This window comes from Streptomyces pratensis (assembly GCF_037137275.1).
GTDB classification, from domain to species: Bacteria; Actinomycetota; Actinomycetes; order Streptomycetales; family Streptomycetaceae; genus Streptomyces; species Streptomyces pratensis_B.
Map to the genome: position 1 here is coordinate 1 of NZ_JBBBEN010000091.1, position 11,952 is coordinate 11,952.

Here is an 11,952-nt window from a genome sequence, read left to right on the forward strand (position 1 = left end):
GGCAGGGACTGGATGCGTACGGCGATGCCCACGGCGGTGCAGCTGAGGTCGGGGTGCTGGGCGAGGTGGTTGCCGACGACGGTGAAGCGGGTGGTGTGCGGGATGACGACGTGGATCACGCCGGACCTCGGGTGAGGCCCGGGAACCTCTGCCAGGGCGCGCGTGAGCGCAGTATTCTGCTGGGTAGCCATAGGGAAGCTCCGAACTTCCTTGGTGGTCAGGCCCTCGATCGGGATTGCAGTCCCGGCCGGGGGCCGACGTACGTCTGATGTGTGGTGGCGTGAGCATATGCCTGCCAACCGGTACGAAATCCAGTCGAGTTGGCAAAACTCACCCGTGCGGGTGATGCGCCCCTCGGGACCCGTCAGGTACACGCCGGGTGGGGTGGGGTGGGGTCATTTCCCTGGTTCTTTGAGTAGGTGATGTCGCGCGCCACCGGGACGCGGTTTCGCGCGATCCGGTCGTGCGCCACCGCGACGCGCCGGCGCGCGATCCGGCAGGAGCGACCGCCGGACACGTCCAGGGGCGCCCCTCCGCCGCGTCCCTCGCGCGCTGATCCACGGCGGCTGCCGGGCGTGCGCGAGGCGGCAGGACTCCGCGAGGTCAACTCGTGTGCGGCGTCAGTCCGATGCCGATCGCCATCAGACCCGGTCCGAGCGAGTGCGGGTCCCGGGCCGGGGCGGCGACGGGGGAGGCGGGGAGCCGACGGGTAAGGCGGGGGAACCGGCGGGAGAGGCGTGGGGGCCGGCGGGTTCGGGCGCACAGGAGTGCCGGGGTCCCACCCCGCGCTCCCGTGCGTGCGCCTTTGCGCCCTTCACCCAGGTCATCCGGCCAATCCCTGGCTGGAAATGGCGTGTCCCGATCACGGCTTCCGGGCGCGGGGCCACAGTGGTGGGGCGACATATGCAGGAAAGTACGACAAGGGGGAAATGGTGTTGCGTCTTCACTTCACCGCGCAGGACCTGGAGTACGTCCGCATCGCCCGCAGCCCGGACCCGTTCTGGGAGATCGTGTGCAGCGTCCGCCAGCTCCAGACCGGCGAGGGCGCGTTGGCCTTCGGCCCGTGGCGGCGGGCTGTCGCCCCCCGGCTGCGGGCGGGCGGGCCGGACCGGGCGGTCGCCCTGGCGATGCGCGGTCTCGTGCCGCCCGGCCTCTCCTGCCCGGACTTCCTGCCCTCCGCCCCGGACGACGGCGACGCCGGTCCCCTCCGGGGCGGAGACCCACCGCCCTCGACCCCCCGGAGCCGGCTGCGGCGGGAACTCACGCTCCTGGCGGCGTCGGGCCCCTTGGCGCGGCCGCTCACGGGGGAGCGGCAGGGCGAGCGGGGTGACACGGCGGCGCTGCGGAACCTCGGGGGGCTTCTCGCCGCGTACGACGCCGCGTTCATCCACCCCTACCGGCACTGGATCGACGCGGCGGTGGCCTCCGACGTCGCCTGGCGGTGCCGTGAACTGGCGGCCGGCGGCACCCGCGCCCTGCTGGACACCTTCCGCCCGATGGCGCGGTGGAGCCCGCCCGTGCTGGAGGTGACGCATTCCGCGGACCGGGACCTGCATCTGGCGGGGCGGGGCCTGCTGCTGACGCCGTCGTACTTCTGCTGGCGCCGGCCGATCGCACGGGTCGACGGCGCACGGCTGCCGATGCTGGTCTACCCCGTCGAGAAACCGGTCCAGCCGCCTTCCGCGCCCGGCCGGACCGCCGCCGCCTCGCTGTCCCGGCTGCTGGGCGCGACCCGCGCCGCGCTGCTGTACGAAGTGGCCGCCCACGGTTGCGCCACCACGTCCGAGCTGGCCGACGCGGTGGGATGCTCCCTGCCCAACACCAGCCAGCAGCTGGCGATCCTGCGCGGGGCGGGCCTCGCCGCCAGCCGCAAGGAGGGCCGGTGCGTGCTCCACCGCCCCTCGCCGCTCGGCCGCCGGCTTCTGGAGACGGCCGGCCCCTGACGCGGTGGGTGCGGCGGACGGTTTCACCCTGATGAAAGGGTGCGGCGCGCGCCCCCGCCGCACTGCCACGCTTCTTCCGTCACCATCATGTGCCCCACAGGGGAGCGCAGGGCCCAGGGCCCCGCGCAGGGAGGAACGCCATGCGCAAACTCGTACGAGCGGCAGCACTGCTCATGTTCACGGCAGGGGCCGTACTGACGACGGGCGCCGGGGCCCAGGCCGGGTCGGCCGACGCCCAGGACGCCCAGGACACCTACGCGGGATGCCGTTCCGGGTACGTCTGCATCTACCCGGGCGCGTCCTGGAACGGCAACCGGCCCGAGGCGACGTACTACCGGTACGGGGTCTACAACCTCCGCAATCAGACCGGTGTCCACCGCGTCTTCAACAACCAGACCCAGGGCGCGACCGTGCAGCTGTGCACCGGCTACGACGGCGTCGGCTGCGGCGCGAAGATGCCCACCTGGACCTACTGGGACGTGAACCTGACCCCGATCAACTCGATCAGGCTCGCGCCCTGAGGCCAACGCGACGGCCGCCCGCCGCAGGGGCGTCGAAACCCGCATGACCAGGGGGCGGGGCGCTTCTGCCCCCGCCCCCTGACCGTGGGGGAGCACCTGCCGGGCGTCGCCGGAGTCGGGACGCCCGGCCGGAGGGCCGGGCGGCCCCGCCTTCGGCTCAGCCGCCCGCGCGCAGCACCTCGGCGACCACCGGGCCCGCCGCGTCGCCGCCGTGGCCGCCCTTCTGGACGACCGCCGCGGCGGCGAGGTCGTTGCTGAAGCCGGTGAACCAGCTGTTGGAGTCGGTCTGCCCGCCGACCTCGGCCGAACCGGTCTTCGCCCCCTTGTCGCCGCCCACAGAGGCCATGGCGTCCTTGCCCGTGCCCCAGGCCGCCGTGGCCCGCATCATCGAGTTCAGCTGCTGGGTGACGGACCGGGACAGCGAGCGCGAGGCCGTGGCCAGCGGCCGGTCGTCCAGGGACTTCGGGACGATGACCGGCTGGCGGAAGGTGCCGGTGCGGGCGGTGGCGGTGATGGACGCCATGTTGAGGGCGTTCATCTGGACCGTGCCCTGGCCGATGTACTGGGCCGCGGCCTCGCCGCCCGTCTCCTCCGGCACACTGCCGTCGGTGGTGACGACGCCGGTCTTCCAGTCCAGGCCGATCCCGAAGACGTCCCGCGCCTCCTTGGCGAGGGCCGAGTCGTCGCCGACGTCGTCGATCAGCTTGATGAAGGCGGTGTTGCAGGACTGGGCGAAGCTCTGGGTGAAGGTGGAGCCGTCCGGCAGCGCGAAGTGGTCCAGGTTGTGGAACGAACGGCCCTGCCACATGGCGTCCTTGGGGCACTCCGCCGTGCCGTCCGCGGTGACCAGGCCCTTCTCCAGCAGCAGCGCGGCCGTCACGATCTTCAGCGTCGAGCCGGGTGCCTGCTTGCCCTGCAACGCCACGTTGAACTCGGTCACCGGATTGTTGGCCACCGCGCGGATCGCCCCGGTGGACGGCTTCACCGCGACCACCGAGGCTTGCGCGTACTTCTTCACCGCCCGCTCGGCCGCCGCCTGCGCGCCCGCGTCCAGCGTCGTCTGCACCTTGCCGGGTTTGCCCTGGGTCAGGGTCAGCAGGTTGATGTCCGGCTGTGTCTCGTCCGCGGGCTCGATCCACGTCTCGATGCCGGGCGACCCACCGGCCGTCGCCCCGTACTTCTTGCGCAGGGTGTCCAGGATCGGCCCCAGCGACGGGTACTCCTCCTCGGTGAGCACCGTGCCGTTGCGGTCCACGGCCTCGATCGCCGGCGTCGAGGACTCGCCGGTCTTCAGCGCCGCCCCCTCCGCCAACTGCGGGTGCACGACCGTGGGCGCCCAGTCGACCAGCGCCTTCCCGGTCGTCAGACCGCGCACCACGGTCAGCTCGGAGGCGTACGACAGGGGCTTCGACTCGCCCTCGTAGGAGACGGTCGCGTTGACGGTGTAAGGCACCTTCGCGCCGACCGCGGGGCCCGGGGTGATCTTCACCTTGCCGATGTGGGCGTCCTCGCCGTACGAGGAGAGCACCGGCTCCGCGCCCGTCTCGTTGTTGGTGAGCAGGGCCGCGGCCGTGGCGTCCCCCGCCGCCCACGCGTCCAGAAAGCCCTTCGACGTCTTCGCTATCTCCTCCGCGCTCGGCGGCCCGGTCTTCACCTTCGACACTTCTGAGGCGCTCCGCGTGCCGCTGCCCCCGCCGCCCGCGTCGGTGAGCATGCTGTAGGCCCCGTAGCCGATGCCGCCGGCCACCAGGACGAACGCTCCGCCGACCACGGCGACCTTCGTTCCGCTGCGCATCTGTAGTCCCCTCCCCCGGATGTGGCTTGAACGTGTTCAAAGTCAACTGTGAGGCAGCCTAAGGGCAGCGGACGGGCCGGGGGGCCGTTGTTACCGGACCGGAATGCCGGCCGGACGAAGCACGGCGGGCCCGGCGCCATCCAGCGCCGGGCCCGCCGTTTCCCCGGCTACACCCAGGTGTCCAGCCACATCCGGTCCCGCCACAGGTCCTCCGGGATCGAGGTCCCGGTGTACAGCGGCCAGAAGTAGATGAAGTTCCACACGATCAGCAGCACCAGCACGCCCACCGCGATCGCGCCCAGCGTGCGGCGGCGTTCGCCGGTCGGGTCGTGGGGGTTCAGGCCCAACTCGGCGCGGGTCCCGGTGTTCTGCGCGGGCCCCAGCATCGCGCCGAGCATCATCGTCACGGCCAGGCAGAGGAACGGCACGAACACGACCGCGTAGAACAGGAAGATCGTCCGCTCCTGGTAGAAGAACCAGGGCAGCCAGCCCGCCGCCACCCCGCAGGCGATCGCGCCCGCCCGCCAGTCGCGGCGGAAGAGCCAGCGCCACACCACGTACGCCAGGGCGAAGCACGCCGCCCACCACAGCAGCGGGGTGCCGATGGCGAGCACCTCGCGGGCGCACTTGCCGGTCGCCGACTCCGCGCAGCCCGCCTCCTCCTCGTAGAAGTAGGAGACGGGCCGGCCCAGCACGAGCCAGCTCCAGGGATTGGACTCGTAGGTGTGCCCCGAGGTCAGGCCGACGTGGAAGTCGTACACCTGGTTCTCGTAGTGCCACAGGCTCCGCAGCCAGTCCGGCAGCCAGCTCCACGAGGAGTCCTTGCCCTCGGTGGCCGCCCAGTCGCGGTAGTAACCCCTGTCCGTGACGATCCAGCCGGTCCACGAGACGACGTACGTGAGGATCGCGACCGGCACCGTGGCGACGAACGCGGGCGCCAGGTCCCGGCGCAGCACCGCCGCGTACGGGCGGACCGCGCCCGCCGTGCGCCGGGCGCCGACGTCCCACAGCACCGTCATGAGCCCGAACGCGGCCAGGACGTAGAGGCCGTTCCACTTCGTGGCGAAGGCCAGGCCCAGCATCACGCCCGCCGCGATCCGCCACGGCCGCCACCCCAGGCGCAGGGTCTCCGCGACCCGGGCGTCCGGGCGCAGCACGCCCTCCTCGTCCACCGGCAGCGCCTCGGAGAGCCTGCGGCGGGAGCGGTCGCGGTCGACCACCAGGCAGCCGAAGGCGGCGAGCACGAAGAACATGACGATCAGGTCGAGCAGAGCGGTGCGGCTCATCACGAAGTGCAGGCCGTCCACCGCGAGGAGCAGGCCCGCCAGGCAGCCCAGGAACGTGGAGCGGAACAGCCGCCGCCCGATCCGGCACAGCAGCAGCACCGAGACCGTGCCCAGCACCGCCACCATGAACCGCCAGCCGAACGGCGTGAAGCCGAACAGCTGCTCGCCGAACCCGATGATCCACTTGCCGACCGGCGGGTGCACCACATAGCCCGGGTCGGTGGGGACGGGCACCGACGAGGGATCTTTCAGGATCAGTTTGTCGACGTCCTTGGGCCAGGACCCCTCGTAGCCCTGGTTGACCAGCGCCCAGGCGTCCTTCGCGTAATACGTCTCGTCGAATATCACCGCGTGCGGCCGGTCCAGCTTCCAGAAGCGCAGCAGGCCCGCCACCAGCGCGACCAGCAGCGGCCCGCCCCAGCCCGCCCACCGCACCAGGCGGTCCGCCAGGCGCGGCGGCACCGCGAGCACGGACCAGAACTGCCGTCCCGGCCTGGTGTACGGCGGGTCCAGCCGGTCGCGGAGCGAGGTCTCCGAGCGGGGCACATGGCCGAATCGGCGCAGCCGCCGCTGCCAGGAGGTCGGCTGTGCGCCGCGCGGGTCCCCGGCGTCTTGGCCCCGCTGTGTCTCGGGCGCGGTACTCGTCACCGCGCCATCGTAGGGAACGCGGCTGTGCGAAAGGCGCTGCCCGTGCTGCGAGGATGGCTGATGTGACTGGAACGACTGGAACGCTCGTGCTCGCAGGGACCCCCATCGGTGACGTGGCGGACGCCCCGCCGCGCCTCGCCGCCGAACTGGAGCGGGCCGACGTGGTCGCCGCGGAGGACACCCGGCGACTGCGCCGGCTCACCCAGGCGCTCGGCGTCCACACCTCGGGGCGTGTCGTCTCCTACTTCGAGGGCAACGAGTCCGCCCGTACGCCGGAGCTCGTCGAGGCGCTGACCGGCGGCGCGCGGGTCCTGCTCGTCACGGACGCCGGCATGCCGTCCGTCTCCGACCCCGGCTACCGGCTCGTGGCCGCCGCCGTGGAGCAGGACATCCGCGTCACCGCCGTCCCGGGGCCGAGCGCCGTGCTCACCGCTCTCGCGCTCTCCGGGCTGCCCGTGGACCGGTTCTGCTTCGAGGGCTTCCTGCCGCGCAAGGCCGGCGAACGGCTTTCCAAGCTCCGTGAGAACGCCGACGAGCGCCGCACGATGGTCTTCTTCGAGGCCCCGCACCGGCTCGACGACACCCTCGCCGCGATGGCGGAGGTCTTCGGCTCCGAGCGCCGGGCCGCCGTGTGCCGGGAGCTGACCAAAACGTACGAAGAGGTCAAGCGCGGTCCGCTGGGCGAGCTGGCGGTGTGGGCGGCCGACGGTGTACGCGGGGAGATCACCGTCGTCGTCGAGGGGGCGAGCGACACCGGGGACGAGGGGCTGGACGCGGAGGAGCTGGTGCGGCGGGTGCGCGTGCGCGAGGAGGCGGGGGAGCGGCGCAAGGAGGCCATCGCGGCCGTCGCGGCCGCCGCCGGGCTGCCCAAGCGCGAGGTGTTCGACGCGGTGGTCGCGGCGAAGAACGCGGAGAAGGAGACCTTGAGGGCGCCCAAACCCTGAGGGGGCGCCCGGCGGCAGCCGTGGCCGCTGTGCCGCAGGCCGTCGTACGGCGTGGTGCTTGCGGCCTGGTGCTACGGCGTCCCGGTCAGCAGTCCGTACGCCGTCGACACGAAGGTGTCACCCCAACGCACCCGCCGGGTCGCCGTCGCCGCCACCGCGAGGCCCGAGTCCGGGCGCAGCCCCAGGAACGCCTGCTGGCCCATGGTCGCCCCCGCGTGGAAGAGGACCGGGCCGTACGGGGAGGGGTGCCAGAACCACGTGAGCGTGTGGGTGTGCGCGTGCCGCCACCCGCGGCGCAGCACGGGGCGCGTCACGTCCGCCAGCGCGGTGGCCAGGGTCGCGTCCACGGGGGAGTCCGGGCGCCGTGCCCCGCCGAGATGCGCCTCCAGGAACGTGAGCAGGTCCAGCGGCGAGGAGCGGACCGCGCCCGCCGCCGTGAAGCCGCCGGTGTCCAGCGCGGGCACCGGCGTCCCGTCGCGGTGGTGGCCGACCGCGTCGGCGCCCTCCGGGCCGGGGCGCACCCGCGTCCCCGCCAGGCGCAGCGGGGCCAGCACCTGCTGGTGCAGCAGGACCTCCCACGGGGTCCCGGTCGCCGCCGCCAGGGTGTGGCCGAGGACCGATACGGCGAAGTTCGAGTAGTGCCAGCGGGCGCCGGGGCGGTGGCGCGGGCGGGCCTTGAGGAAGGCCCGGACCACCCGGTCCGCGGTATAGCCGCCGTACGGGTCGGTGGTCCAGCGGGGCACGGCCCGCGGATAGAAGTCGGCGGGCAGGCCCGGAAGCCCCGAGGTGTGGGTGAGCAGATGGCGCAGGGTGATCCGGCGCACCGCCGGGTGGACGGGGAGGCCCGGGGCCAGCAGGTCCGCCGCCCGGTCCTCGTACCGCACCCGGCCCTGGGCGACCAGCCGGGCCAGGAGCAGCCCCGCGAACGGCTTCGACGCCGAGCCCAGCTCGTAGAGGAGCCGCTCCCGGGGGACCGGGCCCGGCGCCGCGCTGCCGCCGGTGTGGACCGTGCGGACCTGGTCGCGGCTGACCGCGAGCACCAGGTCCGGCGCGTCGACGGCGCGGGCCGCCCCGGCCAGCAGCCGGGCGGCAGCCGGGTCGCCGTGTCCCCCGGTGGTGCGCCCGGCGGCCGTCCCGGTCGCGTCGGCGAGCCCGCTCATGCCGGGGCCGGTGAGCTGAGGCCGGACAGCGCACGGGACATCGCGAGCGCGGAGGCGAACGCGGCGACCAGGGTCGGGTGGTAGACGAGGTCGAACACCGACTCCTCGTCCCCCTCGGGCATCGGGCCCACCACCGGCATCGCCCCGTCCGCCTGCTGGGCCTGCGCGAACCCCCGCCACGCGGCGGGGTCCAGGGTCGGCTCCGGCAGACACGCGTCGACCGCCAAAAGCTCGCCCAGCAGGTCCCAGCGCTTCAGGTCGAGCCAGTCGTCGAGCCACACCGGCAGCCACAGCGCCAGATACTCCGCCACGTCGGCGGGGAGTCCGTCGGGACGCTCGCCCCAGTCGGTCAGATGGAACACCGTGTGGGTGATGTCGTAGCCGATGTGCCCCTCGACGGTCCACGGCTCGGGTCGCCGGGCCAGCCAGGTGTGGGCGAGCGCCGCGTTCTCCGGGGTGCTCGGCTCGACCCCGAAGCGCCGCTCGATCGCGCTCAGCCCCAGCCGCCGCACCGGCAGCACCTCCAGCGCCGCCCAGCTGGCCAGCCGGTGGTTGAGCCGGATCGCGGTCTCCAGGTCGGGCTGCCTGTAGCCCAGCTCCCGGAACGGCACGTAGACCTCCAGCGGGACCGGGGAGAGCGGTTCGCGCCGCTGCCCGTCCAGCAGCCGCGCCCCGGAGCCGAGCAGTTCGTGCCAGGAGTGGTCCAGCAGCTTGTGGGCGAGGGCGGACTGCTGGGAGCCGGCCACCCCCTCGCGGAAGATGACCTTGCCGATCAGGGCCAGTTCGCCCAGGGGCTTGAACCGGTCGAGCACACCCGTTTCGGGGGCCGGGTCGTCCTCCAGCCGGAACCCCTGGCGGTGCTCGTACAGCCACTCCAGGGCCTTCGCCCCGACCTCGTGGATCTGCTGGATGGCGCTCACGCGGTCCGCCTTTCCCGGCCGGACGCGGCCTCGTCGGTGCGCCGCAGCGACCTCAGGGACAGGGCCGCGGCGAAGGCCGTCACCAGCGTGGAGTGGTAGCAGTCGATGAAGGGGTACGGGTCGCCGCCCGCGGCCCCGTCCGCCGGCGGGCCGGTCTCCGGGACGCAGCCGCTGGGGTGCTGGGCGTCGGCGAGCACCGGCCACACCGCGTCCAGCAGCGGCAGCGGCGCCGGACCCGGCAGGGAGGCGGCCACCGCCAGCAGCTCACCGGTGAGGTCCCACTGCCGGCTCTCCAGACAGCCGTCGGCCCAGGGGGGCAGCCAGGTGCGGAGATAGGCGTCGGTCTCCTCGGGGACCCGGTCGGGGGCGCGGCCCCAGTCGGTGAGGTGGAAGACGGTGTGGGTCAGGGCGTAGCCCGACGGGCCCTCGAACGTCCACGGCTCCGACAGCCCGCCCAGCCACGTCCGGGCCAGCACCGCCCCGGCGTCGGCGTGCGGGGGCGCCCCGACCCGCCGCTCGGAGTTGACGAGGCCCAGCTGCCGGTTGGCCTGCTGCTCGGTGTGGGCCCAGCCGCGGGTCGCGGTGAGCGTGCCGGCGAGGCGCTCGAAGCCCTCGTGGCGCAGCCCGTGTCCGGCGAAGGCGGCGTAGATCTCGTAGGGGTAGGCGGCGAAGGGTTCGCCGCGCAGCAGCTCCAGGAGCAGGCCGCCCGCGTCCGTCTGCTCCCAGGCGTACGCGACGAGTTCCCCGGCCCTGGAGTGCTCCGGGGAGCCGGCGGGGGTGCTGCGGCGGATCGCGGAGCCCAGCTGGGCCAGTTCGCCCAGCGGTTTGAGCGTGGCGTTGACCTGGACGTGGGGTTCCAGGACGTCGACGGGGAGCGCGAAGCCCGCGCGGTGGGCGTCGGTCCAGTCGAGGGCTCCCGCCAGGACGCGGGGCAGGACGGCGAGCGCGGCCCCGGGGGCCGCGTGCCCCCGCGGGCCCTGCGTCGCGGTCGCCGTCACCGTTGCCTCGCCTCGGCCATCAGCCGGGCCGCCCGCACGTGGAGAGCGACCCGCGGGTCGTGCCCGCCCATCAGCTCGACGAAGTCCAGGCCGCGTTCCAGGCCCAGCGTCGCCGGTTCGCCGCCGAGCGCCGCGAGCCAGCGGCCCGCGCCCGCCGCCTGGAGCCAGTCGCGTCGCCGGACCGCGCGGACGAAGCCGCGCGAGAGGTCGACGGCCCGTGCCGCGGCGGCCCGCCGCACGGCCGAGGGGGCGGCCGGGACGGCCAGCGGCGCGAGCACGGAGAGCTGGTGGGTGAGCGCCTGCCAGGGGGCCTCCTCCAGCCATTCGGCGTCGGGTTCCTCGTACGGGTCGGCGGGGCCCGGGGGCGACGGCGCGATCCGCTGGAGCGTGGAGATCATGTGCCAGTGGCTCCAGGCGGTGGCGGCCGGGGCGTCGGGCTTCGGCGGGAACTCCCGCACCGCGCGGTCGAGCACCGCGACATCGCCCGGGTGTGGGTGGCGCCCGTGCAGGACGCTCGGCAGCAGCAGGTCGGCGCCGATGACCCGCACCGCCGCGATTCCGGTCCGGTTCTCCTCGTCGATTCCTGCCGCGCCGCACACCGTGGCGAGGTGGTCCCCGCTCCGAAGAGCGAGAACCACCTCTGTTGCCAGGTCATGCACGGCGCCCGCTAGCGGGGACGAGGCATGTGTCTGGTCCATATGCCGACGACTAGCCCTTCTTCGGGCGCGGGGTCGGGGGCGAGAGCAGCAGGGCGCCGCCGCCCGCGATGAGCGCGAGGAACGCGCACTCCCGCGAGTCCCGGTAGAAGCCTTCGGCCTCGCCCGGGTTGAGGGCCGCGTCGAGGTCCAGCTCGACGTCGGTGGCAGTGGTGTCCGTGGTGTACATGGTGTTCCCCGTCCTGTATGGGAAATCGGGTTGACGTACATAACGAGTGAAAGGGAGAAAGGGGCGGCCCGCAAATCGGCGTGCGACGTCCGGAGAAATTGCGAATTCAATTGAATGGTGAATTCCTGGGTCCAGGCCGAAGGAAATGCCGAGGATTCGGGTAAATCTGGGGGTGGGATGGGGGTAGTGCGCGGGCGCGTTCACGGTGAGTGCGGGGCGCGTCGGGGGGCGCTTGGTGGTTCGGCGGTCACGCGCTGCCCTGCCTCGGGCCATGGAGCGGCAAAGGGCGGCAAAAGGAGGCCAAGAACGCACCAACATCGCCTCTGAGCTGGTGCGTCCGTCCTTGTGCGGGTGTCCACTGGAAGGGACGGGCCGCCGGTTCGGAACCCTTCGGGCCGCCGGCCGTCCGCGGAGCGCTTGACCGGCGGACAAGAGGAGCAGGCATGAGCGAGATCGCAGCGACCACCGTCCATGAGGCGTACGCCTTCGCCTGCATGAGGTGCGGACACGGGTGGGAGCAGTCCTACGAGATCGAGCACCACGTGGACGTCCAGGGCCACGAGTTCGTCGTCTACACGACCGACGGCGAGCGGGTGCCGTCCCCGCTCTCCACGCCCACCTGCGCCGACTGCGGCGGACACGTGGTGCGCATCATGCGGGAGGGGCGGGTGGCCGGCGCCCAGCAGGTCCTGCGGCAGCGCGCCCCGCGCGGCGCGGAGCGGGCCGGGCAGGGCCGGCCGGTCCCGGCGGCCGCCGCCCCGAGCCGCCACTGGCGGCTGTCCGACCTGTTCCACCGCAAGTGAGCCGGGGGCGCGGGGCGAACGGGTGCCTCCCCGCGTGAGGGCCGTCGGC

General features: G+C 73.5%; 11 protein-coding genes and 1 pseudogene. 4 read left to right on the forward strand and 8 right to left on the reverse strand.

Annotated elements, in window-relative coordinates:
- Positions 1-191, reverse strand: a pseudogene (locus V9U70_RS16150) (hypothetical protein); the annotation flags it as partial.
- 738 nt (positions 192-929) lie between these two features.
- Between V9U70_RS16150 and V9U70_RS16155 the strand changes: the two are divergent.
- Together V9U70_RS16155 and V9U70_RS16160 are read left to right on the forward strand one after the other, a co-directional pair.
- The gene (locus V9U70_RS16155; protein ID WP_336675911.1) at positions 930-1,943 is read left to right on the forward strand and encodes an ArsR/SmtB family transcription factor; all 1,014 of its coding nucleotides are present in this window, start codon (positions 930-932) and stop codon (positions 1,941-1,943) included.
- 140 nt (positions 1,944-2,083) lie between these two features.
- Positions 2,084-2,464, forward strand: coding sequence for a hypothetical protein (locus V9U70_RS16160; protein WP_336675912.1), 381 nt, complete (start codon positions 2,084-2,086; stop codon positions 2,462-2,464).
- 157 nt (positions 2,465-2,621) lie between these two features.
- Here the strand turns inward: V9U70_RS16160 and V9U70_RS16165 are convergent, their stop codons facing one another.
- Both V9U70_RS16165 and V9U70_RS16170 read right to left on the reverse strand, forming a co-directional pair.
- The gene (locus V9U70_RS16165; RefSeq protein WP_336675913.1) at positions 2,622-4,259 is read right to left on the reverse strand and encodes a penicillin-binding transpeptidase domain-containing protein; all 1,638 of its coding nucleotides are present in this window, start codon (positions 4,257-4,259) and stop codon (positions 2,622-2,624) included.
- A gap of 167 nt (positions 4,260-4,426) precedes the next feature.
- Positions 4,427-6,193 carry a dolichyl-phosphate-mannose--protein mannosyltransferase gene (locus tag V9U70_RS16170; RefSeq protein WP_336675915.1) on the reverse strand — a complete coding sequence of 589 codons (1,767 nt, stop codon included), beginning with the start codon at positions 6,191-6,193 and terminating at the stop codon, positions 4,427-4,429.
- Between the two features lie 53 nt (positions 6,194-6,246).
- On the opposite strand from V9U70_RS16170, the gene rsmI reads away from it, so the two are divergent.
- Positions 6,247-7,137, forward strand: coding sequence for a 16S rRNA (cytidine(1402)-2'-O)-methyltransferase (gene rsmI / locus V9U70_RS16175; RefSeq protein ID WP_336675917.1), 891 nt, complete (start codon positions 6,247-6,249; stop codon positions 7,135-7,137).
- Between the two features lie 71 nt (positions 7,138-7,208).
- On the opposite strand, the gene V9U70_RS16180 is transcribed toward rsmI, so the two are convergent.
- From V9U70_RS16180 to V9U70_RS16200, 5 genes are read right to left on the reverse strand one after another with little or no spacing between them, the layout of a single operon-like run.
- On the reverse strand, positions 7,209-8,297 hold the full coding sequence (locus V9U70_RS16180) for a serine hydrolase domain-containing protein (protein WP_336675918.1): 1,089 nt from the start codon (positions 8,295-8,297) through the stop codon (positions 7,209-7,211).
- Positions 8,294-9,217 (reverse strand): DUF6895 family protein, encoded by a 924-nt coding sequence (locus V9U70_RS16185; protein ID WP_336675919.1) that lies wholly within the window; start codon positions 9,215-9,217, stop codon positions 8,294-8,296. Before V9U70_RS16185 ends, V9U70_RS16180 begins: the two co-directional genes overlap by 4 nt.
- A complete protein-coding gene (locus V9U70_RS16190; protein WP_336675920.1) occupies positions 9,214-10,215 on the reverse strand; it encodes a DUF6895 family protein in 1,002 nt (333 codons plus the stop codon). The genes V9U70_RS16185 and V9U70_RS16190 overlap by 4 nt, the downstream gene beginning before the upstream one ends.
- On the reverse strand, positions 10,212-10,913 hold the full coding sequence (locus tag V9U70_RS16195) for a hypothetical protein (protein WP_336675921.1): 702 nt from the start codon (positions 10,911-10,913) through the stop codon (positions 10,212-10,214). Before V9U70_RS16195 ends, V9U70_RS16190 begins: the two co-directional genes overlap by 4 nt.
- A 10-nt stretch (positions 10,914-10,923) precedes the next feature.
- A complete protein-coding gene (locus tag V9U70_RS16200; RefSeq protein WP_336675923.1) occupies positions 10,924-11,100 on the reverse strand; it encodes a hypothetical protein in 177 nt (58 codons plus the stop codon).
- Between the two features lie 443 nt (positions 11,101-11,543).
- On the opposite strand from V9U70_RS16200, the gene V9U70_RS16205 reads away from it, so the two are divergent.
- Entirely contained in the window at positions 11,544-11,903 is a 360-nt protein-coding gene (locus V9U70_RS16205; RefSeq protein WP_336675925.1) for a hypothetical protein, read from the forward strand.
- Positions 11,904-11,952 lie beyond the last annotated feature (49 nt).